This window comes from Blastococcus sp. KM273129 (assembly GCF_021698995.1).
GTDB lineage: Bacteria > Actinomycetota > Actinomycetes > Mycobacteriales > Geodermatophilaceae > Blastococcus.
Map to the genome: position 1 here is coordinate 30016 of NZ_SSXB01000020.1, position 24135 is coordinate 54150.

The 24135-nt window shown below is 76.6% G+C and carries 25 protein-coding genes; 13 read left to right on the top strand and 12 right to left on the bottom strand.

Annotated elements, in window-relative coordinates; all coding sequences use genetic code 11:
* Positions 1-19: 19 nt before the first annotated feature.
* Entirely contained in the window at positions 20-355 is a 336-nt protein-coding gene (locus E9565_RS08455) for a hypothetical protein (protein ID WP_236834585.1), read from the bottom strand.
* Between the two features lie 144 nt (positions 356-499).
* Here E9565_RS08455 and E9565_RS08460 point away from each other — a divergent pair, with 144 nt between their 5' ends.
* Positions 500-1147 (top strand): hypothetical protein, encoded by a 648-nt coding sequence (locus tag E9565_RS08460; protein WP_236834586.1) that lies wholly within the window; start codon positions 500-502, stop codon positions 1145-1147.
* A gap of 6 nt (positions 1148-1153) precedes the next feature.
* Here E9565_RS08460 and E9565_RS08465 read toward each other — a convergent pair whose 3' ends face one another.
* Positions 1154-2245 carry an AI-2E family transporter gene (locus E9565_RS08465; protein WP_236826262.1) on the bottom strand — a complete coding sequence of 364 codons (1092 nt, stop codon included), beginning with the start codon at positions 2243-2245 and terminating at the stop codon, positions 1154-1156.
* A gap of 346 nt (positions 2246-2591) precedes the next feature.
* Between E9565_RS08465 and E9565_RS08470 the strand changes: the two genes are divergently transcribed.
* The 3 genes from E9565_RS08470 (at position 2592) to E9565_RS08480 (ending at position 5861) form a co-directional block, all read left to right on the top strand.
* Entirely contained in the window at positions 2592-2849 is a 258-nt protein-coding gene (locus tag E9565_RS08470) for a hypothetical protein (protein ID WP_236826263.1), read from the top strand.
* Positions 2850-2917: 68 nt separating this feature from the next.
* Positions 2918-4168 (top strand): phospholipase D-like domain-containing protein, encoded by a 1251-nt coding sequence (locus E9565_RS08475; RefSeq protein ID WP_236826264.1) that lies wholly within the window; start codon positions 2918-2920, stop codon positions 4166-4168.
* 73 nt (positions 4169-4241) lie between these two features.
* Positions 4242-5861 (top strand): molybdopterin-dependent oxidoreductase, encoded by a 1620-nt coding sequence (locus tag E9565_RS08480; protein WP_236834587.1) that lies wholly within the window; start codon positions 4242-4244, stop codon positions 5859-5861.
* A gap of 7 nt (positions 5862-5868) precedes the next feature.
* Here E9565_RS08480 and E9565_RS08485 read toward each other — a convergent pair whose 3' ends face one another.
* From E9565_RS08485 to E9565_RS08505, 5 genes are all read right to left on the bottom strand, one after another.
* Entirely contained in the window at positions 5869-6753 is an 885-nt protein-coding gene (locus E9565_RS08485) for an alpha/beta fold hydrolase (protein ID WP_236826266.1), read from the bottom strand.
* A gap of 62 nt (positions 6754-6815) precedes the next feature.
* On the bottom strand, positions 6816-8312 hold the full coding sequence (locus E9565_RS08490) for a phosphatase PAP2 family protein (RefSeq protein WP_236834588.1): 1497 nt from the start codon (positions 8310-8312) through the stop codon (positions 6816-6818).
* Between the two features lie 75 nt (positions 8313-8387).
* A complete protein-coding gene (locus E9565_RS08495; RefSeq protein WP_236826268.1) occupies positions 8388-8783 on the bottom strand; it encodes a hypothetical protein in 396 nt (131 codons plus the stop codon).
* Entirely contained in the window at positions 8780-9331 is a 552-nt protein-coding gene (locus E9565_RS08500; protein ID WP_236826269.1) for a hypothetical protein, read from the bottom strand. The genes E9565_RS08495 and E9565_RS08500 overlap by 4 nt, the downstream gene beginning before the upstream one ends.
* The gene (locus E9565_RS08505; RefSeq protein WP_236834590.1) at positions 9328-11391 is read right to left on the bottom strand and encodes a PEP/pyruvate-binding domain-containing protein; all 2064 of its coding nucleotides are present in this window, start codon (positions 11389-11391) and stop codon (positions 9328-9330) included. The genes E9565_RS08500 and E9565_RS08505 overlap by 4 nt, the downstream gene beginning before the upstream one ends.
* A gap of 141 nt (positions 11392-11532) precedes the next feature.
* Between E9565_RS08505 and E9565_RS08510 the strand changes: the two genes are divergently transcribed.
* Together E9565_RS08510 and E9565_RS08515 are read left to right on the top strand one after the other, a co-directional pair.
* Positions 11533-12339 carry a TIGR02587 family membrane protein gene (locus E9565_RS08510; protein WP_236826271.1) on the top strand — a complete coding sequence of 269 codons (807 nt, stop codon included), beginning with the start codon at positions 11533-11535 and terminating at the stop codon, positions 12337-12339.
* A gap of 11 nt (positions 12340-12350) precedes the next feature.
* A complete protein-coding gene (locus E9565_RS08515) occupies positions 12351-12758 on the top strand; it encodes a hypothetical protein (RefSeq protein ID WP_236826272.1) in 408 nt (135 codons plus the stop codon).
* A gap of 8 nt (positions 12759-12766) precedes the next feature.
* On the opposite strand, the gene E9565_RS08520 is transcribed toward E9565_RS08515, so the two are convergent.
* Positions 12767-13792, bottom strand: coding sequence for an acetamidase/formamidase family protein (locus E9565_RS08520; protein ID WP_236826273.1), 1026 nt, complete (start codon positions 13790-13792; stop codon positions 12767-12769).
* 189 nt (positions 13793-13981) lie between these two features.
* Here E9565_RS08520 and bluB point away from each other — a divergent pair, with 189 nt between their 5' ends.
* The 3 genes from bluB to E9565_RS08535 are packed head-to-tail and all read left to right on the top strand — an operon-like array spanning position 13982 to position 16991.
* The gene (bluB, locus tag E9565_RS08525) at positions 13982-15667 is read left to right on the top strand and encodes a 5,6-dimethylbenzimidazole synthase (RefSeq protein ID WP_236834592.1); all 1686 of its coding nucleotides are present in this window, start codon (positions 13982-13984) and stop codon (positions 15665-15667) included.
* Positions 15664-16209 carry a bifunctional adenosylcobinamide kinase/adenosylcobinamide-phosphate guanylyltransferase gene (locus E9565_RS08530; RefSeq protein WP_236834594.1) on the top strand — a complete coding sequence of 182 codons (546 nt, stop codon included), beginning with the start codon at positions 15664-15666 and terminating at the stop codon, positions 16207-16209. The genes bluB and E9565_RS08530 overlap by 4 nt, the downstream gene beginning before the upstream one ends.
* A complete protein-coding gene (locus E9565_RS08535; RefSeq protein ID WP_236834595.1) occupies positions 16206-16991 on the top strand; it encodes an adenosylcobinamide-GDP ribazoletransferase in 786 nt (261 codons plus the stop codon). Before E9565_RS08530 ends, E9565_RS08535 begins: the two co-directional genes overlap by 4 nt.
* Before the next feature lie 5 nt (positions 16992-16996).
* Here the strand turns inward: E9565_RS08535 and E9565_RS08540 are convergent, their stop codons facing one another.
* Positions 16997-18022, bottom strand: coding sequence for an AraC family transcriptional regulator (locus E9565_RS08540; protein ID WP_236834597.1), 1026 nt, complete (start codon positions 18020-18022; stop codon positions 16997-16999).
* 92 nt (positions 18023-18114) lie between these two features.
* Between E9565_RS08540 and E9565_RS08545 the strand changes: the two genes are divergently transcribed.
* Positions 18115-19614: an NAD(P)/FAD-dependent oxidoreductase gene (locus tag E9565_RS08545; RefSeq protein WP_236834599.1), complete on the top strand. Its 1500-nt coding sequence runs from the start codon at positions 18115-18117 to the stop codon at positions 19612-19614.
* A 30-nt stretch (positions 19615-19644) separates the two neighbouring features.
* Entirely contained in the window at positions 19645-20580 is a 936-nt protein-coding gene (locus tag E9565_RS08550) for an alpha/beta hydrolase (RefSeq protein WP_236826279.1), read from the top strand.
* A gap of 48 nt (positions 20581-20628) precedes the next feature.
* Here the strand turns inward: E9565_RS08550 and E9565_RS08555 are convergent, their stop codons facing one another.
* Complete coding sequence (locus tag E9565_RS08555) at positions 20629-21405, bottom strand: triacylglycerol lipase (RefSeq protein WP_236834601.1); 777 nt, start codon at positions 21403-21405, stop codon at positions 20629-20631.
* A gap of 29 nt (positions 21406-21434) precedes the next feature.
* The gene (locus E9565_RS08560; protein ID WP_236826281.1) at positions 21435-21740 is read right to left on the bottom strand and encodes a hypothetical protein; all 306 of its coding nucleotides are present in this window, start codon (positions 21738-21740) and stop codon (positions 21435-21437) included.
* A 184-nt stretch (positions 21741-21924) separates the two neighbouring features.
* Between E9565_RS08560 and E9565_RS08565 the strand changes: the two genes are divergently transcribed.
* Positions 21925-22185, top strand: coding sequence for a hypothetical protein (locus E9565_RS08565; protein WP_236834603.1), 261 nt, complete (start codon positions 21925-21927; stop codon positions 22183-22185).
* Between the two features lie 4 nt (positions 22186-22189).
* Here E9565_RS08565 and E9565_RS08570 read toward each other — a convergent pair whose 3' ends face one another.
* A complete protein-coding gene (locus tag E9565_RS08570; RefSeq protein ID WP_236826283.1) occupies positions 22190-23377 on the bottom strand; it encodes an acyl-CoA dehydrogenase family protein in 1188 nt (395 codons plus the stop codon).
* Between the two features lie 27 nt (positions 23378-23404).
* Between E9565_RS08570 and E9565_RS08575 the strand changes: the two genes are divergently transcribed.
* Positions 23405-24135, top strand: a 731-nt coding sequence (locus tag E9565_RS08575; RefSeq protein WP_236834604.1) for a glycerate kinase, incomplete at its 3' end; no start/stop codon positions are given.

The window sequence follows — 24135 nt, forward strand, 5'->3', positions numbered from 1 at the left end:
GGTCCGGCCGCGGGCGCCCTCAGACCAGGCCGAGCAGGAACGCCCCGGCCGTCCACGCGCCCAGCCCGGTCAGCGCCGCCGTGAGCACGACGAGCAGGACGACCCACGCCGCGGCGAGCCGGTCGGGCCACGTCGCCCCGTGGAGCTCCGGTGCCACCGGGTCCGGGAGCGGCCGGGCGAGCCACTGGGCGGCGTGCTCCTGCGTGCAGAAGTCGGCGTCCAGGAAGCGCAGCCCCTCGGCCTCGTCGGACCGGGTGACCTCCAGGTGCAGCCAGCCCCGGCCGCCGTCCACGTCCGCCCACGGCCGGCCGCAGGTGGCACAGGCGGAGGCGTCCGCAGGATCGGGCGGGAGCACGCCCGGCACGCTAACGGCGGCTCCGCGCGCGTCCGGGCAGGCGCACCCTCCGGTGTCCGGACCGTGACCTCCACCGGCTTGCTCCGCGTGCGCCCCGGGCCCAGGCTGGGGCGCAGGACGGGCCGGCCGAGCGGAGGAGGGGGCATGCGCGCCCAGCGGCGGACGCGTGCGGGCAGCGGCGCCCGGGCGAGCCGGGTCGCCGTGGCCGCGGCCCTCGCGGTGGCGGGCCTGGCCGGCTGCGGCGACGACGCGACCGGCCCCACGGCGCAGGAGGTGGCGGCGCTCGCCGACGAGATCGACGGGCTGCGGGACCGCGTCGAGGCGCTGGAGGAACGTCCGGTGCCGTCGGCCGCCCCCACCACGCCCTCGGCCGAGGCACCCCCGACCGACAACGGGGAGCAGCCCCCGGGCGATGACCCGGCGCAGCCGTTCGAGGACCCCGCCGGCCTGTTCGACGACCCCGAGCCCCTCATCGGTGAGGACGTCACCGTGACTGCGGAGGTGGTCGGCCTGGTCTCGGTCTCCCAGGTGGGCGCCGCCTTCCGGCTCGGCGGCGGGGAGGGGACCACTGTCGGCGTGATCACGGTGACGCCTCCCGGCGAGCTGGAGGTGGGCGACGTCCTCCGGGTGACCGGCCCGGTCGAGCGGGTCCGGCGGAGCTCCTTCGAGGCGGACTTCGGCATCTCCGCCGACGTGCTGGCCGACGACCCCGAGACCCTGTTCGCCGCCCTCGCCGGGGACGTCGCGATCGCGGCCCGGGACATCGAGGTCGTGCGGCAGCCCTCCGGCTGAGGTCCTCTACCGGGTGCTCTCCGGCGCCGGTTCCGGCACCTCGGTCCGCGGGACGGCGGGAGCGGGACCCGGCACCGGGTTCTCGCGCAGGTGCACCAGGACGCGGTAGGAGACCGCCACGAGCGGCACGGCCAGCAGCGCACCGGCCAGGCCCCACAGCATCGTCCCGGCGGTGACCGCGACGAGGATGACCACCGGGTGCAGCCGCAGGGCCCGCCCGACGATGACCGGGTGCAGGACGTTGCCCTCGACCTGCTGCACGACCAGGACGGCGACCAGCACGATGACCGCGTCGGTCAGCCCGTTGGTCACCAGCGTGACGAGCACGGCCACCGCCCCGCTCACCGTCGCCCCGAACAGCGGGACGAACGCGCCGAGGAAGGTCAGCAGGGTCAGCGACGGCCACAGCGGAACCCCCAGGACCAGCAGCGCCGCACCGATGCCCACGGCGTCGATGAGCGCCACGATGACGACGCCGCGCACGTACTGGGAGAGGGTCGTCCACGCCGTCCGGCCGGCGCCGTCGACCTGCTCGCGGCGCCGGGCGGGTGCCAGCCGCAGCGCCCAGGCCCACATCGACGCGCCGTCCTTGAGCAGGAAGAACGTCAGGAAGGCCACCAGCACCACCGCGGCCAGCACGTAGAGCGCCATCCCCGCCGCGGCCGTCGGCTCCGGCGCGAGCCGGAAGATCCGGTCGACCACCGCGTTGCGCGCCTCGGTCACCTGCTGGGGGTCCAGCCCCAGCGGGCCCTCGATCAGCCAGACCCGGATCCGGTCGATCCCGGCGGCCAGCGGGCGGGCGAGGTCGCGCAGCTCCTCGGCGGCGCGGAACCCCACGAGGAAGCCGACGCCGGCCAGGAGGCCGAACAGCAGGAACACCGACAGCAGCGCGGCCAGCGCCCGGGGGAGCGCCCGGGACAGCAACCGGGTGAACGGGTGCACGATGGCGGTCAGCAGCAGGGCGACGGCGACGGTCACCGTCACCAGCGGCAGCCGCAGCAGCACCCAGAACAGCAGCCAGGCGACCGCGGCCAGCACCAGCAGCGCGGCGCCGACCACGAGGGTCCGCACCGCCCAGGCCGGTGCGGCAGGCGCCACCGGCACGCGGTGCCCGTCCCGAGATGCGGCGACGGCCGGCGTGGGTGCGGCGCCGGCGCCGTCGTCCGCCGCCCGCCTCGGCCACCAGCTCACCGCCGCCGTCCCGCCCGCACACCCGCTCCTCCGGTCGTGGTGGTCCCGCACCGCTCCGCGGCCGGGGGTACCCCCGCATCCTGGGCCACCGCGGCGCGTCCGGCCGGGCGAGCGCCCGGTGCGGGCGGGTTCTGTTGCGGTCCTCTTGCAGATCCGTGTCAGGACGGCGGGCGTCGCGCTGACCACCGCGCGGACGGGCACACCCGGTACAGCGGCCGCCCACGCCGGCCGCCGCGCGCACCCGGAGGTCCCCATGTCCCAGCCCGTCCTACCCCACCCGGCCGGGGCCCGACCCCGCAGCCTCGCCACCGTCGACGACGACCTCCGCACCTGCGACCGCATCCGCCGGGACGTGGAACGGGAGCTCGCCGAGGTCCGGCGCCGCCAGGAGGAGCTGGCCGAGCTCGCGGCCACCCTGCTCGTGACCCTCGACTGCCGGTCACGGCTCGTCGACCACCTCCTCGACGAGCGGTTGCGGGTGCGGGACGGCGGGTGCCCGCCGCCGTGCTGAGGTCAGCGCACGTTTCCCCGTGGCCGAGCTGGACACCGGACCCGGAGGACGACGCGGGAGGAGACCTCGTGGGCACCGGAACCGGGACCCGGCCGAGCGGGACGACGCCGACGCCGCAGGAGCGGCCGTCCCCCCGGCGAGCGCTGGAGGCGCTCGTCGGGGTGCCGTTCACCGAGGGCAACCGGCTCGCGCTGCTGCGGAACGGGGACGAGACCTTCCCGGCGCTGCTCGCGGCGATCGCGGCCGCCCGGCGGAGCATCGACCTGCTGTGGTTCTCCTGGCGGGGCGGGGAGATCGCCCACCGGATGGCCGGCGCCCTCGCCGAGCGCGCCCGGGCCGGCGTCCGGGTGCGCGTCCTGCTCGACGGCTACGGGGCCAAGCAGATCGACCGGCAGGACCTGCGGACCATGCGGCAGGCCGGGTGCAGCGTCTTCTTCTACCGGCCGCTGCACACGCTGCGCATCGGGGTGTGGAACCAGCGCAGCCACCGGCGGGTGCTGGTCTGCGACGAGACGGTGGCCTTCACCGGCGGCACCGGGGTGGACACCGCGTGGACCGGCGACGGCCGGCACCCCGGCAGCTGGCGGGACACCGCCGTCCGCGTGGAGGGACCCGCCGTCGCCGGGCTGCGCTCGGCGTTCGTGCAGCCCTGGATGCAGGCACAGGTCCGCCTCACCGGTGAGGTGCTGTCCGACCAGGACCCGTTCCCCGAGCTCGGCCCGGCCGGGAGCTCGGCGGTCCAGGTGCTGCGGCCGCCGTCCCAGCCGGGGTGGAGCGAGGCGGCGTTGGCGCTGGCCGCCCTCCTGCACTGCGCGCGGGAGGAGGTCCGCATCACCACGCCCTACGTGCGGCTGCCGCGCTGGCTGCGCCGGGCGGTCGGGACGACGGCACGGCGGGGGGTGCGCGTCCGGCTGCTGGTCGCCGGCCCGCACGTGGAGCGGCCGGCGGTCCACCTGCAGGGCGAGCTGGACTTCCAGGAGCTGCTGGACGCCGGGGTCGAGATCTGGCGGTACCAGCCGGCGCTGCTGCACGCCAAGGTCGTCACCGTCGACGGCGCCCTCGGGATGATCGGCACGGCGAACGTCGACACCCGGTCGTTAGGGCTCAACGAGCAGGTGTGCCTGCTGGCCGACGACCCCGCCGTCGCCGGGGCGCTGGACGCGGACTTCGACGAGGACCTCGCCCGCAGCGTGCAGGTGGACCCGGTGCGCTGGCGCGAGCGGGGCCTGTACCGCCGCACCCTCGAGGTGGCCTCCGACGTCGTCGGCCGGCCGCTGCGCGGCTGGGGCGCCGTTGGGCTGGCCGGCCGCCGTCCCTGACCGTCGCATGACGTTCCCGGGACGAACGCGGGACGGCGGTGTCCCGCCCGCGCCGACGGGACACGGGTCGGACGTGGCGGGGACGACGCAGCCGGCGGAGGCACGGACGGGGCGGGCCCACGCGCTGGGCCGGGGGAGCGCGGCGCTGGCCGGGGTGGCCGCGGTGGCCGCCGGGCTCGGCCTGGCCGAGCTCGTCGCCGGGCTGGTCCCGGCGGCGCCCTCCCTGGTGATCGCGGTGGGGGACGCGGTCATCGACAGCGTTCCCGGCTGGCTGGAGCAGTGGGCGATCGCCACCCTGGGTGCCGCCGACAAGCCGGTCCTCCTCGCGGGCATCCTGGTCGTCTCGGTGCTGATCGGCGCGGGGCTGGGCGTGCTCGCCCGGCGCTTCGTCGTCCTCGCCGGCGGCGGCATCGCGCTGTTCGCCACGCTCGGCGTCGTGGCCGCGCTCGCCGACGACCGCAACCCCGTCTTCCTGACCGCGCTCGTGGGCCTGGTCGGGGCGGCGGCCGGGACCGCGGTGCTGGGGTGGCTCGTCGTCGGCCTGCCCCGCCGGGCCGTGCCGGCGCCCGCCGGCGGCCAGGGCTCGACCGACCCCGCCGACCCGGGGACGGTCCCCCTGCTGAGCGAGGTGGACCGGCGCCGTTTCCTCGCGGTGACCGGCGGGGCCACCCTGCTCGGCGTGCTCGCCGGGATCGGCGGCTACCTGCTCTCCGGCCGGGAACGGCTCGACGAGCTGCGGGCGGCCATCCGGCTGCCGGTCCCGGTACGGCAGGCGGGGCCCGTGCCGGCCGGGGCCACCCTCGAGATCCCGGGCATCACGCCGCTGTTCACCCCGAACGCCGAGTTCTACCGGATCGACACCGCGCTGCGGGTGCCCACCGTCGACCCCGACGGCTGGCAGCTCGCGGTCCGCGGGATGGTGGACGACCCGTTCACGCTCACCTACGCCGAGCTCATGGAGCTCCCGCAGATCGAGGCGGACATCACCCTCGCCTGCGTCTCCAACGAGGTGGGCGGCGACCTCGTCGGCACCGCCCGCTGGCAGGGCGTCCCGCTGCGTGCGCTGCTGGAGCGCGCCGGGCTGCAGGAGGGCGCCACGCAGCTGATCGGCCGCTCCGTCGACGGGTTCACCGCGGGCTTCCCGACGATCACCGCGCTCGACGTCGAGGAGGCGATGGTCGGCGTCGCGATGAACGGCGAGCCGCTGCCGGCCGAGCACGGCTTCCCGGCCCGGCTCGTGGTGCCCGGCCTCTACGGCTACGTCTCCGCCACCAAGTGGCTCTCGGCGATCGAGCTCACGGGCTGGGACGTCGACGGCTACTGGATCCCGCGCGGCTGGGCCAAGGAGGGGCCGATCAAGACCCAGACGCGCATCGACGTCCCCGCGTCCGGGAGCACCGTCCCCGCCGCGCGGCGACCCATCGCCGGGGTGGCGTGGGCGCCGACCCGGGGGATCGAACGGGTCGAGGTGCGCATCGACGACGGCCCGTGGCAGGAGGCGGAGCTCGCCGAGGCCCACGACGTCGACGTCTGGCGCCAGTGGTACCTCCCGTGGGACCCGACGCCGGGTCGGCACGTGATCGCCGCACGGGCGACCGACGGGCTGGGCGAGGTGCAGACCGACGAGCGCACCCCCGTGGCACCCGACGGCGCGTCCGGCTACCCGGTGGTCGAGGTCCTCGTGCAGGACTGACGGTCGGTCAGGCCGCGGCGTCCCGCTCGCCGCCGACACGGCCGACCCAGCGGGCCACCTGCTCGACCACCACGTCGGGCTCGGTCAGCGGCAGCATGTGGCCCGCGCCGGGGACCTGCACCAGCTCCCCGTCGGGCAGCGCGGACAGCAGCCGGTGGATCTCCGCGTTCGGCACCTCCGGGTCGCGGTCGCCGTGCACGAGCAGCGTCGGGACGGTGAGGGAGTGCGCCCGGTCGACACCGTCGTCGGCCAGCGCCCCGAGGGCCGACCCGGCCAGCGCCAGCGGCCGGGTGGTCAGGAAGTCGTCCCGCATGCGCGCCACGGCCTCCTGGGGCTCGCCCGGGGCGAAGGCGAAGTGCCGGATGCCGCGGTCGGAGACCGCGCGGACCGGCCGGAGCCGCCGGCCCCACCGCGAGCCGGCGCGCAGGAGCGCGAACCACACGGAGGCCAGCCGGGCGCGCGCCCACGCCGGCAGGTGGCGCCCGGGGAACCCCGGCGCCGTCACCCCCGCGCCGCCGGAGCCGACGAAGACCGCGCCGGTGATGCGGGCGTCCGCGCCGCCGTCCACGTGGCGCAGCAGCACGGCTCCGCCGAGGCTGTGCCCCACGACGACCGCGGAGCCGCCGCGCGGCACGACCGCGCCGAGCACCGCCCCCAGGTCGGCGGCGTGCGACGCCAGGCCGTAGCCGCCGGAGCGCGCGTCGCCGGACTGGGCGTGCCCGCGCAGGTCGTAGGCGACCACCCGGTGGTCCTCGGCGAGCCGCCGCGGCACCTCGCCCCAGGAGTCCGCCGACATCCCCAGCCCGTGCACGAGGACGACCAGGGGCGCGTCCTCGTCCCCCCACGAGTAGAGGGCCAGGCGGGTGCCGTCGAAGGAGGTCACGTCGGTCATGGCGGGCCCCTACCCAGCCGGCCGGCCGCCGCTGCGTCGATGTGGTGACGGTCGCGGTCCTGTCATCCCACCGTCACGGGACGGCGGGGGCCCGCGACGGCGTGGTGGCGCATCGCCGTCACCCCGGGGAGGAGGTACCGGGCGCAGACCAGCACCCACACCGTGCCGAGGACGACCCCGGCGAGGACGTCGGTCGGGTAGTGCGCGGCGGTGTAGATGCGGGAGAGGGCGACCGCCGGGACGACGAGGACGGGCACGGCCAGCACCGCCCACCGCCACCGGCTCCGGCTCCGGCTCCGCGCGAGGGTGATGACGAGCGCGGCCAGCGCGCCGTAGAGCGCCACCGCCGCCGCGACGTGCCCGGAGGGCCAGCTCGCCGCGGTCGGCAGGCCGGAGGTGAGGTCGGCGACGGCCGGCCGGGCGCGTTCCACGGTGCGCGAGACGACGAAGTAGATGCCGAGCTCGCCGACGACGGTGACCAGCACGAAGACCACCGGCCGCCAGCTCCCGGTGACCGCGAGGGCCAGCACGGCCAGGGTCACCGGCACCGCGATCACCATCGCGGTGCCCGACAGGCGCTCCACGGCGTCGGTCACGTCGGTGAGCACCGGCGTGCGCGCCGCGACGAAGGCCTCGACCACGGAGCGGTCGAACCGGCCGAGCGCTGCACCGCCCAGCACGCCGGTGACCAGCAGGCCGAGCACGATCAGGGCGGCCGACAGGGCCGCGGCGGCGACCAGCAGGCGGGTCACGGTGCGTCGGCCGTCGGGCAGGGCCGGCTGGCCGCTCGGTGCGGCGTGCTCCATCGCGCCCGGCTCCACGTCCAGCGGGTCCAGCGGCTCCTCGGTGTGGTGGTGGTGGTCGTGCTGCCAGGCGCGGAAGGCCGCCGTCGTCACCGCGAGGATGCCGGCCCCGAGGGCGTAACCGGCGAGGACGTCGGTGACGAAGTGCACCCCCAGCGCCAGCCGGGTGAACCCGACGGCGAGCGCCACCACGAGGGCGGCCGCCACCACCCACGGCCGGAGCCTACGGCGCACCGCGGGCAGGGCCAGCAGGGCCAGGGTCCCGAAGGTGACCAGGGAGACGGTGGCGTGCCCGCTGGGGAAGCTCGCGTTGGAAGGCAGGTCCGCGACCGGGTCGGCCACCATCGGTCGGGCGCGGTCGACCAGCGCCTTCGTCACGGGCACCAGCACGGGCAGCGAGAGACCGGTGACCGTCGCGAAGACGGCCAGCCGCCGCTGCCCCCGGACGAGCAGGAACACCGTGGTCAGCGTGAAGAGCAGGATGGCGGCGGGGTGCCCGCCGAGGTCGGTCACCGCCTGCAGGACGCGCACCGTCGTGGGGGAGTCGGCCACCGCCTCGTTCAGACCGGCGGCGACGTCGCCGTCCAGCGCGGCCAGCGGCGACCACTCGCGCTGCACCAGCAGGAGCAGCAGCAGGAAGGGCACCAGCCCGGCGAGCAGCGCGACCAGACCGAGGACGGTCCGCACCCCGAAGCGCCCCAGCCCGGTGGTGCTGCGCTCGTCCTGGATGCCGGCACGCTCGTCCACCCGGTTCATGCCCGTCCCCGGTACCCGCGCGGCGGCGGGCACACCGGCCGGGCACCCGACGATCCGATGACGGCTGCCGGCGGCTCAGCGACCGGCCGCCTCCTCCGGCGTCACCGTCGCGATCCGGCGGACGTCGGCGAGCAGGTGCTGCACGCGGGTGTCGCGCAGGCAGCCCTGCATCTCGCGCCGGTCGAACTCGTCGAGCCCGGGCCGCAGCCGGAAGGCGTACACGCCGTCGCCGACCGTCCCGAAGGAGTCCTCGACCACGTCGGCGTTCACCAGCAATCGGCAGGTGCTCACCAGCCCGCGGGTCATCTCCTCGCGCAGCGCCGGGTCCTCCCGGATCTCCACCGCCAGGACCACGTCGGTGTAGGAGCCCTCCGGCAGTGGGACATGCACCGTCATCAGCTCGGCGCGCAGCAGCAGGACCGCGGCGGCGACGACGGCGGCGCCGGCGACCCAGGCGAGCACCCGCTTCACGGCGACGTCGCGGTGGCGGCCGGCCCGAGCAGCACCCGCAGGGCGGGGTCGTCGCCGAACCCGTCGTCGCCGGCGAGGAGCTCGGCCTCCGTGGGCACCAGCGACGTCGCCGGGAAGGCGATCTCCTCCAGCTGGTCGGCGACCTCCCGCTCCACCCCCGCGCGGGCCGAGCCGCCGGCGACCCGCTCGACCAGCCAGGCGATCCCGGAGACGACGAAGCCACCGCCGAGCAGCACCGGGATGAAGATGTGCGTCCGGTCGAGGTCCGCGGGTCGGAGCCAGGTGAACGGCCTGCTCTCCACGGGCGCCGCGCGCAGCCGCTCGAGCGCCCCGGGTGGCCGCTGCGCGGCCGCGGACGCCCGCACGGTCTCGGCCACCGCGTTCAGCCGACGCACGACCAGGCCGGTGCACAGCCCCACCAGGGTGGCGAGGAAGAGGATGCCGACCAGCAGGGCGCGGTGCCACTCCCACCGGTAGACGTAGACGAACAGGTAGCCGCCGGAGCCCAGGAGCGCGAGGACCCCCACCAGCCAGCTCAGCTTCTTCACGAGTCCTCCTCCTCGACGGCGCCGCTGTCCCCGTCCACCCGGACGGTGGTGCCGGGGGTGAACCGCTCCAGCGCGCCGGCGTGGCCGACCACCGTGGGCACCCCCGACTCGCGGGCGAGGATCGCCAGGTGCGCCAGCACGCTCCCCGTCTCGGCGACCAGGCCGGCCAGCCGGGGCAGCACCGGCGCCAGCGAGGGGTCGAGGGTGCGCACCACCAGCACGGCGCCCTCCGGCGGGTCGTCCCCGTGGTGCACCGGCCCGCTGCCCGATCCACCTCCTGCCCCGGTGCCGCCGGCCGCACCGGCGACCGGTACGGGCCGGCCGGTGTCGCTCATCCGGAACCGCGCGGGCAGCGGCTCCCCGGGCTCCTCGGGCGCCGGCCGGAGCACCACCGCCGGGTCGTGGACGGCGGCGGCCAGATCGGCCAGCCGCACCCCGCGCACCTCCTCCGGGTCGCCGAGCCGGCCGGCGGCGGTGAGCCGTTCACCGAGGGCCCAGGCGGCGCGGGCGGTGACCTCCTGCAGCCACCGCACCCGCAGCCGCAACGCCTCCCGCAGCAGCCCGGCGTCGGTCTCCTCGACCGGCGGGGGGCTGTCCGGCGGGTCGACGTCGGGCGGGAGCTGCGGGCGGCGGCAGATCCTCGGCGGGGCGAGGGCGACCACCACCGGGTTGGCGGCGACGATCTCGGCGTCGGGGAGCCCGGCCTGCCGGGACCGGCCGAGCACGCGCAGCGCGGCGCTCACCCCGGTGAGCCGGGGGGCGTCGGGGTCGACGAGCATGCCCACGAGCACCTCGTGCGCGTGCACCGAGCGCAGCGCCGGGCCGGTGCGGTGCAGCAGGGCGACCAGCTGCCGGTCGGTCAGCTCGCCCAGCGGCGGCACCCCGCCGAGGGCGTGGTCGGCCGCCCCGACCACGTCCCGGGCGAGGGCCGGCAGGGCCGAGCGGAGCCGGCCGACCCGCCAGGAGGCGCGCAGCCGCCGCAGCCGGGGGCGCGGGTCGAGCCGGTCGCGCAGCCGGGGGGCCTCCGGCCGGCGCTCGAGCAGGTCGAGGTCGAGCGCGACCCAGCCGCCCAGGACGCGGACCAGCGGGGAGGCCTCCACGGCGTCCCGGTCGGTGGTTCCGGCCAGCAGCAGGGCGTGCCGCAGCGCGTCGCGCAGCGGCGGAATCCACAGGTCGGCCTCCAGCGGCTGCAGGGGCTCGGGGAAGGTCTCGGCGACGGGGCCCGGCCCGAGCACCGGCCCGTGCGGGCGGCCGCGCGCCTCTGCCGTGACCGGCCGGCTCTGCAGCAGCCGCAGCCGGTTCTCCTCGTCGAAGGCCCACTCCACGTCCTGGGGGCCGTCGAACACCCGGGCCGTGCGCCGCGCCAGGTCGGCCAGCGCCCGCAGCTGCGCCTTCCGCAGCCGCACCCCGCCGTCGCCGCGGGTGACGTCGGTGCGGCGGCCGTCGCGGTCGAGCTCGTAGCGGTCGCCGTCCACCTCGCCGCTCACCAGGCGGTCGGGTCCCCCGGTCACCGCGGCGACGACGAGGCGGTCCTCCCGCCCGGACACGGGGTCGATGCCGAAGAGCACGCCGCCGCTGCGCGCGTCGAGCAGCGGCTGGACCAGCACGGCCAGCGGCTCCCGGCCGGTGAGGGTGTCCGACCCCGCGGCGGCGGTCCCGCGGCTGGCCACGACGGTCGCGACGGCGCGCTCGAACTCCTCGGCGCCCCGCACCCCGACCACCGACTCGAACCGGCCGGCCATCGACGAGTCGCCGAGGTCCTCGACCGTCGAGCTGCTCCGCACCACCAGGGCGCGCCGCCCCTCCGCGGAGAGCTGCCGCCAGGCGACGTGGACGTCGTCGGGCAGGGGACCACCGGCGGCGAGCCGCTCCACGGCCGCCGTGGTCACCACGAAGCCGGGCACGATCGGCAGGCCCGCCCGGTGCGCCCGCGCGAGGGCGGCCGCCTTCGCCCCGCTGACCTGCCCGTCGGCGGCGGATTCGTCGTCGAGGCCCACCACGGGGGGTGCGTCGGCGACGGGCACGCTGCCCATGCTGTCGTCGGTCGAGGTGGCCGGCATCCCGGAGGGGTAGCCGGAAACGGTGCGACGAGGCCCCTACCGGCGGTTCCGTCGGCAAAACGTAACGGGCTCCATCGCCGGCCCGGCGGGGTAGGGGGAGCCCGTGGACCTCCTCGCCCGCCGTCCGGCACCCGGTGCAGCGTGACCGCGGGCCACGAGCACGAGCTCGCCCGGGGCGTCGGCCGGGCCTTCGGCGGGGCGCTGCTGTTCGCGCTGCCGCTGATGATGACCATGGAGCTGTGGCGCCTGGCGCACACCGTCGAGCGCTACCGGCTGGCGCTGCTGGTGGTCACGACGGTCGCGCTCGTGATCGCCCTGTCGCGGTACTTCGGCACCGGGCCCGGGGGCGTCGGCGTGGGGGGCTACCTCGCCGACGCCGGGGTGGCCCTGCTCGTGGCCGCGGCCACCACCGCGCTGGTGCTCGCCGTGCTGGGGGTCATCGACCCGGTCCGGAACTGGCAGGACGCGCTCGGGGTGACCGCCATCGAGGCGCTCCCCGCCGCGGTCGGGGCCTCCTACGCCCGCAGCCAGCTCGGGCAGCGCAGCCGGCGGAGGGAACCGGACCGGTACGGGCACGAGGTCTTCCTCATGACCGCCGGGGCGATCGTCTTCGCCGCCAACATCGCGCCCACCGAGGAGGTGGTGCTCATGGCGGCCCGGATGAGCACGGTCGGCACCGCGCTGCTCGTCGTCCTGAGCCTGGTCGTCATGCACGGCTTCGTGTACACCGTCGGCTTCCGCGGGCAGGAGCGGTCGACCGGCGGGTTCGTCGGGTCGTTCCTGACCCTGACCGTGGTGGGGTACGCGGCGGCCTTCGCCGTCTCGGCTTACGTGCTGTGGACCTTCGGCCGCTTCGACGGCACGGGCGCCGTCGTCGTGGTGGCGCAGACCGTCGTGCTGGCCTTCCCCGCCAGCGTCGGCGCCGCGGCGGCGCGGCTGATCCTGTGAGGGAGGGGCCGGTGGACGAGCCGGAGGAGGAGACCGGGCGCCCGGAGCGGACGACGGCGGGGGAGTACGCGCTGGGCGCCCTCGGCGGGCTTCTGGTCCTGGTCCTGCTGGCGTTCGTCGCGTTCGAGGCGGTCACCGACGCCGGTGCCGCCCCCGAGCTCGCGGTGAGCGTGACGGCGGTGGAGCCGAGCGGCGAGGGGTGGGCGGTCTCCTTCCGGGTCGAGAACACCGGCGACCGCACGGCCGAGCAGCTGGAGGTGTCCGGCTCGCTCACCCGTGGCGGCCGCGAGGTGGAGGAGTCGTCGGCCACGATCGCCTACGTGCCGCCGGGCAGCCGCCGCAGCGGGGCGCTGCTGTTCTCCGAGGACCCCCGGGACGGTCGGCTCGAGGTCCGCCCGGCCGGCTACGCGTCGCCCTGAGGCCGCGCTCAGCGCTGGGCGAGGTAGGCCGCGGCGGTCTGCCGCAGCCGGTCGTGCACGCCGTCGGCGGCGACGACGCCTTGGCGGCCGAGGTAGGCCTTCGGCAGCTTGGCGACCATCGTGTAGTTGGTGTCCACGACGTTCCCGGCCGGCGCCAGGCCGGCCTGGCTGACCAGCTGGTAGGCGTCGAGCAGGTCCCAGCCGGTGAGCTCGGCGGCCCACGTGACCAGGTCGTGCTGGCTGACCCGGTAGGCGTCCTCGAGCGGCCGGACCGAGCCGGTCGACATCAGGAGGTCGTCGGTCTCCAGCCGGGGCCATGCGGGTCCACCGCCCTTGACCAGGTCGACGACGACGACGGTGCGCATCGCCGCCTCGACGGCGGTGCCGCACACCTCGCCCTCACCCTGCCGGCAGTGCCCGTCACCGATCGACAGCTGCCCGCCGGGGACGTTGACACCGAAGTAGGCCGTCGTCCCCGCCCGCATCTCCGGGGTGTCCATGTTGCCGCCGTGCGCGCCCGGCGTGACGGTCGCGAAGGCCTCGCCCCCGGCCGGTGCCACCCCCACGGTGCCGTGCATCGGGTCGAGCGGGAGCTCCACCTCCGGCCCGCCGCGGCGCGGCCGGAACAGGCAGGTGCCCCGCTCGCGGTCCACCTCGTACAGCCACACGACCTCCTCGAGCGGGTCGTGCAGCATCGCCGTGCTGTGCGTCGCCGTCAGCGCCCCGAAGTGCGGGAACGTCGTGGAGACGGCCCAGTCGCGGGCCGGCGCGATCTCCGCGAAGTGGACGGCGAGGGTGTCGCCGGGTTCGGCGCCCTCGACGTGGATCGGCCCGGTCACCGGGTTGAGCTGCGAGAAGTCGCAGACCTGGCTCGGCAGGTCGTCGGTGCTGGTCACCCGGCCGCCGAAGCAGTCCTCGGTGGTGAGCTCGACGACCGTGCCCGGCCGGACCCGCACCAGCGGCTGGGGTGCGCCGCCGAAGACGTACCGGTACTGGTCGGGGGTGGGGGTGAGCTGGACGACCTCGAGGGCCACGGGTCTCCTCCGTTCGCGGGTGGCGTGCTCCTGCCGGTGACGACAGGTGCCCCAGGATGGCGGAGGGTCGCGGCGGGCACCCGGCGGCCCCCGCAGCCCCGACCGGCACGCACCCCGGCGGGGGAACCGGGGTCCACGCGCGCCTGCGGGCGTGCGAGGGTTTCCCGGAGACCCGATGGAGGAGTTGGCATGACCTGGCCCCGGCCGGTCCCGGTGATCGGTGACCAGACGCACGCCGCCGAGCGGGCCGCCGACCCCGCGGGCTGGGCCTTCGACGCCGCCACGGTGGAGGCGCTGCACACCGTCGTCGGGGCCCGGCGCGACATCCGCCGCTACCGACCCGACCCGGTGCCCCCCGAGCTGCTGCGGTCGGTGCTGGAGGCCGGGCACCGGGCGCCGTCGGTGGGCCACTCGCAGCCGTGGCGCTTCGTCGTCGTCACCGAGCAGGCCACCCGCGACCGCGCCGCCGTGCTCGCCGACCGCGAGCGGTTGCGCCAGGCCGAGCTGCTCACCCCCGACCGCCGCGCACGGCTGCTGGACCTGCAGCTCGAGGGCATCCGCGAGGCGCCGCTGGGCGTCGTCGTCGCCTGCGACCGCCGCGCCCACGCCACCGGGGTGCTGGGCCGGGCGACCTTCCCCGACGCCGACCTCTGGAGCTGCGCCTGCGCGATCCAGAACATGTGGCTGGCCGCCCGCGCCGCGGGGCTGGGCATGGGCTGGGTGACGCTCTTCCAGCCGGCCGACCTCGCCGCGCTCCTGCACCTCCCCGAGGGTGTGCAGACCCTCGGCTGGCTGTGCCTGGGCTGGCCCGACGAGCGCCCACCGGAGCCCGGGCTGGTGCGCCACGGCTGGTCGCACCGGGCGCCGCTGGAGGACGTCGTGCTGCGCGAGCGGTGGCCGTCCGACGACAGCCCCGCCGCCCCGGTCAGCCACCTCGCCGGGCCGCGCCCCGAGGCGGTGGTCGCCGCGCGGGACACCGGTGACGACCTGCTCGCCGTGCCCGGGTCGCTCGGGGTCCTCGACCGCGCCGTCGACCGCGTGCTGGCCCTCCCCGGACCGGTGCCCGACGCCGGCACGCTGGTGGTCGTGGCCGGCGACCACCCCGTCGCCCTGGCGCACGCCGTCTCCGCCTACCCGTCGTCGGTCACCGCCGACGTGCTGGCCGCCACCGGCACCGGGGAGTCGCTGGGGGCGTCGACCGCCCGCCAGGCCGGGCTGCGGGTGCGCGCCCACCACGCGGTCTCCCCGGAGGCGCAGGGCGACCTGCTGACCGCCGACGCCCTGACCGCGGGGGCCGCCGCCGCGCTGGTCGCCGAGGGCCGGGAGCTCGGGCGGGAGCTCGCCGCCACCGGGCTGGTGTCCCTGGGCGAGGTCGGCATCGGCAACACCACGGTGGCGGCCGCGCTCGCCTGCGGGCTGCTCGGCCTCGCCCCGGACGACGCCGTCGGGCTCGGGGCGGGGGCGGACGCGGCGATGCTGGACCGCAAGCGGGCGGTCGTCCGCGGCGCCCTGGACCGGGTCCGGGGCGTGCGCGACCCGATGCCCCTCCTCGCCGCGCTCGGCGGGCCGGAGGTCGCGGTGCTCACCGGCATCACGCTGGGGGCCGCCGCGGCCGGTGCGCCGGTGGTGCTCGACGGCCTGGTCACCTCGGTCGCCGCCGCCGTCGCGGTGCGCCTGGAGCCGGCCGCGCAGGCGGCGCTGATCGCCGGTCAGCGCAGCCGCGAGCGGGGGCACGCCGCCGTCCTCACCGAGCTCGGGCTCGAGCCGCTCCTCGACCTGCGGCTGCGCGCGGGGGAGGGCGTCGGCGCCGCCCTGGCCGCGCAGCTGCTGCTCACCGCGCTGCGCGCCCGGCGCGCCGCCGGGCGGGTGCGGTGATCGGCCGGCCGCCCCGCCGGGCGCTGGTCCTCGGGGGAGCGCGCTCGGGCAAGTCCCGGTACGCCGAGCAGCTGCTGGCCCGGGCCCGCCGGGTGGAGTACGTGGCCTGCGGCCTGCCGGCCGACGGCGGGGACCCCGAGTGGGCCGGCCGTGTGGCGCTGCACCGGGACCGCCGCCCGGCGTCCTGGCGCACCGTCGAGACCGTCGACCTCGTCGGCGTGCTCGGGCAGCCGGGCCCGCCGGTGCTGGTCGACTGCCTCTCCACCTGGCTGGCCCGGGTGATGGACGACTGCGGCGTCTGGACCGGGACCGAGGGCGCCGACGCCCGGCTGGCCGCCGCTGTCGACGACGTCGTCGCCGCCTGGTCGGGCACCCGCCGCCGGGTGGTCGCGGTCAGCAACGAGGTGGGGTCCGGCGTCGTGCCGGCGACGGCCTCGGGCCGCCGCTACCGCGACGAGCTGGGCATCCTCAACGCGCGTGTCGCCGCCGCCTCCCGGCGGGTGTGGCTGCTCACCGCCGGCCTCCCGCAGCGGCTCCGGTGACGGGCGGGGGCCCGCTCGCCGCGCTCGGGGTGTTCAGCGTGCTGCCGGTGCCGGCGTCCGCGCGCACCCCCGGTCCCGGCGTGCTGCGGTGGCTCCCGCTCGTGGGGGCGCTGCTCGGGGCGCTGGCGACCGTGCCGGCGCTGGCGGTGTGGCGGGGGAGCGACGGGGGCGCCCCGCTGCTGGCCGCCGCGCTGGTGGTCGGCGCGCTGGCGCTGCTGACCCGCGGGCTGCACCTGGACGGCGCCGCCGACCTCGCCGACGGGCTGGGCAGCGGCCGGCCGGCCGACCAGGCGCTGGCGATCATGCGGCGACCGGACGTCGGCGCCTTCGGGGTGGCCGCGCTGGCCTGCCTGCTGCTCGTGCAGGTGGCGGCGCTGGCGGCGGTGCTGGGGGAGTCCTCCCTGGCCGGCGGCCTGGTGGGGGTCGTCCTGGCGACGACGGCCGGCCGGGTGGCGGTGCTGCACGCGGCCGCGCGGCCGGCGGCGGACGGCTCCGCGCTCGGGGTGCTGGTGGCCGGGGCCGGCTCGCCGGTGGTGCGGTGGACGGCGACGGTGCTGCTGGTCGCCGGCGCGGTCGGGCTGCGGCTGCTGGCGGGCGGGTCCGCGGCCGACGTGGTGTGGGCCGTCGCCGCCGTGCTGGTCGCGCCGGCGGTCGGCGCGGCGCTCGCCGCGCACGCGGCCCGCCGGCTGGGCGGGGTCACCGGCGACGTCTTCGGCGCCGTGGTGGAGACCGGGACGGCCGCGGCGCTGGTCGTGCTCGCCGCCGGTACCACCTGGACCTGACCGGATCACTCCCGCGTGGCGGTGCGCGCCCACCGCCGGGGGCTGGCGCCGGTCCAGCGCCGGAAGGCGTGCACGAATGCCGACGCCTCCGAGTAGCCGACCCGCTCGGCCACCTCCTCCACGCTGAGGCCCACGGTCACCAGCAGCTCCTCGGCCAGGTGCCGGCGGGTCTGGTCCAGGACGGCGCGGAAGCTCGTCCCCTCCTCGGCGAGCCGGCGGCGGAGGGTGCGCACGCTCACGTGCAGCTCGGCGGCGACCTCCTCCTGCCCGGGCATGCGCTGCGGCTGCCGGAGCAGGAGGTCGCGCACCTGACCGCTGAGCCCCCGGCGGGACACCCGTCGCTCGAGCAGCTCCCGGCACTGCGCCTCGCACAGGGCCGCGGTCAGCGGGGCCGCCTGGGGGAGCGGCTGGTCGAGCAGCGCGGCGTCGAAGACCACGGTCGACCGCGGGGCGGCGAACCTCGGCGGCACGCCGAACGCCGCGGCGTAGGGCGCCGGGTCGGCCGGGGCGGGCAGCCGGAGCTCCACCCGCCGGGGCACGACCGGCCGGCCGAGGGACTCCCGCCACAGCTGGAGCGCCGCCGTCGCGTCGCGCAGCAGGACGAACCGGCGCACGGGCTCGGGCACGTCGAGGTCGTCGAAGAACAGGCGGAGCTCGCCTCCGTCCTCCACGGCGCTGACCCGGGTGAGCGCGTAGGTGAGGTCGAGGAAGCGCATCGCGACCTCGTGCCCGGCGCGCAGGGTGCGGCTGGAGAGGAGTGCGAACCCCCAGATGCCGTAGGTGGCCAGCCGGTACCGGTTGCCGGCGGCCAGGCCGCTGTCCTCGGGCAGCGCGGCGGCGAGCGCCGCCACGAGCCGCACCTCCTGCTCGGCGGCGATCTCCGCCTCCGGGTCGGCCAGCTCGGCCTCGGTGACGCCGGCCGCGGCGAGCAGGCCGGCCCGCGGCAGGCCGTGCTCCTCGCCGAGCGCGCACAGCAGCGCCGCGCTGCCCGTGCCCCGGGAGGCGGCGTGGACGGGGTTGGCCGAAATCATCAAGATGAGGCCGATTGTGTCATGGCTCACACGGGCGATGCCTCACTACGTTCGCGGTCGACACGGGTCGCGCACCGAGGGGGAGACCGGACATGACGGCGATCGCGCAGGAACCGGCCACGACGGCGACGACCGAGCACGTCGACGTGCTCGTCGTGGGGGCGGGCATCTCGGGCATCGGGGCGGCCCACCACCTCAAGGACCGCTTCCCGGGGAGGAGCTTCGCGATCCTCGACGCCCTCGACGACCGGGGCGGCACCTGGTGGACCCACCGCTACCCCGGCGTCCGGTCGGACAGCGACCTGTTCACCTTCGGCTACCGGTTCAAGCCGTGGCGCGGCGCGTCGATCGCCACCTCGGCGGAGATCCTCTCCTACCTCGACGAGGTCATCGCCGAGGACGGCCTGGCGGACCGCATCCGCTACCGGCACCGCGTCACCTCGGCGAGCTGGTCGTCGGCCGAGCGGCGGTGGACCGTGCAGGTCTCCCGCGAGGACACCGGGGAGGAGCTCACCCTCACCACCGACTTCCTGTGGATGTGCCAGGGCTACTACGACCACGGGCGCCCCTACCGCCCCGAGTGGCCCGGCATGGACCGGTTCCGCGGGGTGGTGGTGCACCCGCAGCAGTGGCCCGCGGACCTCGACCACGCCGGCAAGCGCGTCGTCGTCATCGGCTCGGGGGCCACCGCGGCGACGATCGTGCCGGCCATGGCCGAGACCGCCGCGCACGTGACGATGCTGCAGCGGTCCCCGACGTTCTTCTTCGCCCGACCCCGCACGCACGAGCTGGCCGAGACGCTGCGGGCGCTCGACGTGCCCGACGACTGGACCCACGAGATCCTGCGCCGGGCCTACATCGCCGAGGGCGACGAGATCACCCGCATGTCCTTCGAGCAGCCGGGTGAGCTGCGCGAGATGCTCATCGAGGCGATGCGTCCGCTCCTGCCCGAGGGCTTCGACATCGACAAGCACTTCAGCCCGACCTACCGGCCCTGGCAGCAGCGCCTCGCCCTGCTGCCCGACGGAGACCTGTTCACCGCCATCCGGGAGGGCGCGGCGTCGGTCGTCACCGACACCATCGACACCTTCACCGACACCGGGATCCGCACCTCCTCGGGGGAGGAGCTCGAGGCAGACGTCGTCGTCACCGCGACCGGCTTCGACCTCTGCCTGTTCGGGGGTGTCGCCTTCACCGTGGACGGCGAGCCGGTCGACTTCACGCAACGGGTCACCTGGCGCGGCACCATGATCAGCGGCGTGCCCAACATGGCCTACGTCTTCGGGTACTTCCGCGCCAGCTGGACCCTGCGCGCCGACCTGGTCAGCGAGCTCGTCTGCCGGCTCCTGGGGCACATGCAGGACCGCGGCGCATCCGTCGTCGTCCCCACGCTCCGTCCCGAGGACGCGGACATGCCGTTGCGGCCGTGGGCCGACCCGGAGAACTTCAACTCCGGCTACGTCATGCGCTCCGTGGACCGCATGTTCAAGCAGGGGGACCGCGAGCCGTGGACCCACCTGCTGGAGTACGCCGAGGAGCGGACGGCGCTCCCGGCCGTCGACCTCGACGACAAGTCCCTCGTCTACCGCTGACCGCCCGACCCCGACAGATCAGGAGCGCACGTGCCCGTCGACCCGAACATCGCCGCGATGCTGACCATGATGGAGCAGGCCGGCCTGCCGCCGATGTACGAAGGCACCCCGGAGGCCGGCCGGCAGCTGTACCTCGCGCTGACCCACGGAGCCCGCACCCCCGAGCAGCTGGTGCCGGTGGGCTCCACCGAGGACCGCACCGTGCCCGGCGCCGAGGGCGAGCTGAAGGCCCGCGTCTACCGGCCCGAGGGCGAGGGGCCCTTCCCGACCGTCGTCTTCCTCCACGGCGGCGGCTGGGTGATCGGCGACCTCGACACCCACGACAACATGGCCCGCAACGTCTGCCGGGGCAGCGGCGCCGTCGTGGTCGCCGTCGACTACCGGCTGGCCCCGGAGCACCCCTTCCCGGCCGCGGCGGACGATGCCGTGGCGGCCGCGCGCTGGATCGCCGCCCACCTCGACGAGTTCGGCGGCGACCAGCGGCTCGGCGTCGCCGGGGACAGCGCCGGCGGCAACCTGTCCGCGGTGGTCGCCCAGGCCCTGCACGCCGACGGCACGCCGCTGGCCGCCCAGTTCCTCATCTACCCGGCGGTCGACGCCGAGGGCGAGTACCCGTCCCGCATCGAGAACGCCAAGGGGTACTTCCTCGAGAAGGACACCATGGACTGGTTCTACGGGCACTACGCCGAGGGCTGGGACGACGCCATGGACCCGCGCCTGTCGCCGCTGCACCACGGCGACCTCTCGGGGCTGCCGCCCGCGGTCGTGGTCACTGCCGAGTACGACCCGCTGCGCGACGAGGGCGAGGCCTACGGCGAGGCGCTGCGCGCGGCGGGCGTGACCGCCGACGTCCGGCGCTACGACGGGATGATCCACGGCTTCTTCGACATGGGCACGATCTCGCCGGCCGCCCAGCAGGCGATCGACGAGTCGTGCGCCCGCTTCCGGGAGCTGCTGCACCGCTGAGCCACCCGACCGGTCGCGGGTCCCGTGTCCCCGGACCCGCCCCGGTCGTCAGCTCTCGGGGAACAGCGCCCGCAGCGGGAGGCGCTCCGGCCGCCGGAAGGGTTGCCAGCCCCCGCGCGGCTGGGCCAGCCGGTCCGCGACGACCCACAGCACGGCCGGGTCCACCCCCATGCCGAGGTGGGCGGCGTGCACGGCGACGTTCTCGCTCGTCGGCCCCTCCCGCTGCAGGCAGGTGCGCCAGTCGACGACGCCGTCCCACCGGGAGTACACCGAGGTGCTCGGCACCGGCAGCGGCGGGGCCGGGCGTACGTCGTGCACCGCCCGCAGCCGCCGGAACTCGCGGTACGTGCCGGCGCGCGAGGCGGCGCCGCGGGGCCGGGCGGGCGCGGCGGCGAAGGGGGAGCCGAGCGAGACCACCTGCCGCACCAGCCGGGGGGAGCGCTCGGCCAGCCGGCGGGCGAAGATGCCGCCGAGGCTCTGCCCGACGATGCTCACCGGCCCTCCGTGCTCGCCGGCCAGCCGCCGCACCAGGTCCCGGACGCCGTCCACCACCTCGGGCCGCGGGCCGTGGTTGCGGCCGAGGTCCCACCCGACCACCGGGTAGCCGAGGCGGCGCAGCCAGCCGCGCAGCGTCCGGGTGGAGACGTCGGAGGCCAGCCACCCGGGCAGGACGACGACGGGGTGCGGCTCGCCGCGCGGCGCCAGCCGCAGCAGGGGGCTGCCGGCGGCGAGCGCACCGGCGCTGACCAGCGCGCGGGCCGGCTCGGTCAGGGCCAGCAGGTCGTCGGTGCGGGCGGCGCGGGGGCGCCCGGGCGGGGTGCTCACCGGCCCTGCATGCCCGCGCGGGGGTGCGGTCAGTCGCCCGGCGGCAGCACGCGCGGGACGAACACCTCGTCGATCGGGCGGGGGCCGACGTACTGGCGGCAGGTGCAGGGCACCCAGCTGTGCCCCGACCAGCGCCCGCGCTTGTCGTACGTGTCGCGGCGCAGCTCGGCGTAGCAGGTGTTGGTCTCCGTGTCGTGCTGGCTGAGCGTGTGCCCGCAGCCGCACAGCGGCGTCACCGGCGGGGGCGGCGCGCTGCCCCGGCTCCGGCCCAGGCGCCCGGCGACGAAGCCGGCGCCGAGCAGCCCGGCGCCCACCAGCAGGCTGATCGGATCCATTGCGTGCACCTCCCGCGCGAGCCTCCGACGGTAGCGCGCCGACGCCGTCCCCGGAGGCGCGCACCGGGCTCCCGGCGACCGAGGTGGGAGCGGTCACGCTGCGCCGCGGGAGAGCGCCCGACCCGGAGCCGTATTCGCCCGATCGAGGGGATTGAGCGGCAGTGATCCGGGGCACGTGTGACCCGTGGACACGTACGCCGTGGGATTCGCCCGACCCGACCGCTGGTCGGCCGGGCAGCGGACCGAGCAGAGCTACCCGTGGCACGCCGTGGAGGCGCACCGCCCGCCGGCCGAGCTGGACGGTGAGGTCGAGCTGGCCGTGTGCGGTGCCATCGTCCAGATCTGGGGCACCCAGAAGTGGGAGCGGGTCGGCATCGGCCGCACCGGCTGCCCGGAGTGCGCGCGCACCACCGCCGTCGACAAGCGGCTGATCACCGCCCGCTGACCGCTCAGCCCTTCTCCGGCCTGCGGCCGCTGATCGCCGACAGCCCGGTCACCGCGCGCCCCACGATCAGCGCCTGCACCGAGTCGGTGCCCTCGAAGGTGAAGATCGCCTCCATGTCGGCGTGGTGCCGGGCGACGTGGTGGTCCAGCAGGATGCCGTCCCCGCCGAGGATGTCGCGCGCGTCGGCGACGATCGCCCGGGCCTTGGCCGCGTGGTTCATCTTCGCCAGCGAGGCCATCGCCGCGGTCATCCGGCCGGCGTCGGCGAGCTTGGACAGCCGCCAGCACATCAGCTGCATCGCGGTGATCTCGGCGAGCATCCGGGCGAGCTTGTCCTGCACCAGCTGGAACCCGGCGATCGGCTGGCCGAACTGCTCGCGGCGCAGCGCGTGGGCCAGCGCCAGCTCGTAGGACGCCGTCGCCAGCCCCAGCGCCCGCCACGCCACGGTGTAGCGCGTGCGGTCCAGCATCTGGGAGACGTCCTTGAACGAGTGGCAGTTGGCCAGCTTGTTCTCGACCGGCACCCGGACGTCGGTGAGCGTGATCTCCGCCTGCCACACCGCGCGCAGCGCCGTCTTGCCGGTCATCACCGTGGCCTCGTAGCCGGGGCTGCCCTTCTCGACCACGTAGCCGCCGACGGCGCCGTCCTCCCCGCGGGCCCAGATGATGACGTAGTCGGCGATCGAGCCGTTGCCGATCCACTTCTTCTGCCCGTTGAGCACGTAGGCGTCCCCGTCGCGGCGGGCCGAGGTCTCCAGGGCCACCGCGTCGGAGCCGTGCGCGGGCTCGGTGAGACCGAACGCGCCGATCTTCTCCAGCCGTGCCATCTCCGGCAGCCAGCGCTCCCGCTGCTCCTCGTCGCCGAGGACCGCGATCGACTGCATCGCCAGGAAGCTGTGCACCCCGTTGAAGGTGCCGATGCTGCCGTCGGCGCGGGCCAGCTCAGCGGCGACCAGGCCGGCGGCGACGTTGCTCATCCCGGGGCAGCCGTAGCCCTCGATCGTGCCGCCCACGATGCCCAGCCCGGCGAGCTTCTTCGCCATCGCCAGCGGGAAGTCGGCGCGATCCCAGTAGTCGTTGATGTGCGGCGTGACCTCTGCGTCGCAGAAGGCGCGCACCCGGTCGCGGAGCTCGATCTCGGCGGGCTCGAGGAGGTCCTCGACGGCGTAGAAGTCGGGGGTGTCGGCGGTCACGACCCCGAACGTACGGCGAACTGCGGGATGCTGCCCGTCGTGCACGTCCTCATCGCACCCGACTCGTTCAAGGGCAGCCTCGACGCCGACCGCGCCGCCGAGGCGATCGCCGACGGCGTGCGGCGGGCCCGGCCGGAGGCCGAGGTGGTGCTGCGCCCGGTCGCCGACGGCGGGGAGGGCACGGTCGCGGCGGCGCTGCGGGCCGGGTACCGGCCCCGGACCGCCCGGGTCAGCGGACCCGACGGCCGGCCGGTCGACGCGGTGTTCGCCCTCGACGGGACGACGGCGGTGCTCGAGCTCGCCTCGGCGGCCGGGCTCGGGCAGCTGGCGCGGCCGGCCCCGCTCACCGCGACCACGTACGGCGTCGGCGAGCTGGTCCGCGCGGCGCTGGACGCCGGAGCCCGGCGCATCGTGCTCGGCGCCGGCGGCAGCGCCACCACCGACGGCGGCGCCGGCCTGCTGCAGGCGCTCGGCGTCGGGCTGCTCGACGCCGAGGGCCGGGACGTCCCCCGCGGGGGCGCGGGGCTCGCCCGGCTCGACCGCATCGACATGGGGGCGCGCGACCCCCGGCTGCACGAGGTCGAGCTGGTCGTCGGCGTCGACGTCGACAACCCGCTGACCGGCCCGGAGGGGGCCGCCGCCGTCTTCGGTCCGCAGAAGGGGGCGACCCCCGAGGACGTGGCGGTGCTCGACGCCGCGCTGGCCCGCTTCGCCGCCGTCGTGCGCCGCGACCTGGGCGTGGACCTGCTGGGGTGGCC

Bases quoted from the DNA above. Each gene is read 5' to 3' on its own strand.
- E9565_RS08460 (WP_236834586.1), top strand. From the start codon at position 500: ATGCGCGCCCAGCGGCGGACGCGTGCGGGCAGCGGCGCCCGGGCGAGC.
- E9565_RS08470 (WP_236826263.1), top strand. From the start codon at position 2,592: ATGTCCCAGCCCGTCCTACCCCACCCGGCCGGGGCCCGACCCCGCAGC.
- E9565_RS08485 (WP_236826266.1), bottom strand. From the start codon at position 6,753: ATGACCGACGTGACCTCCTTCGACGGCACCCGCCTGGCCCTCTACTCG.
- E9565_RS08490 (WP_236834588.1), bottom strand. From the start codon at position 8,312: ATGAACCGGGTGGACGAGCGTGCCGGCATCCAGGACGAGCGCAGCACC.
- E9565_RS08505 (WP_236834590.1), bottom strand. From the start codon at position 11,391: ATGCCGGCCACCTCGACCGACGACAGCATGGGCAGCGTGCCCGTCGCC.
- bluB (WP_236834592.1), top strand. From the start codon at position 13,982: ATGACCTGGCCCCGGCCGGTCCCGGTGATCGGTGACCAGACGCACGCC.
- E9565_RS08540 (WP_236834597.1), bottom strand. From the start codon at position 18,022: ATGATTTCGGCCAACCCCGTCCACGCCGCCTCCCGGGGCACGGGCAGC.
- E9565_RS08545 (WP_236834599.1), top strand. From the start codon at position 18,115: ATGACGGCGATCGCGCAGGAACCGGCCACGACGGCGACGACCGAGCAC.
- E9565_RS08560 (WP_236826281.1), bottom strand. From the start codon at position 21,740: ATGGATCCGATCAGCCTGCTGGTGGGCGCCGGGCTGCTCGGCGCCGGC.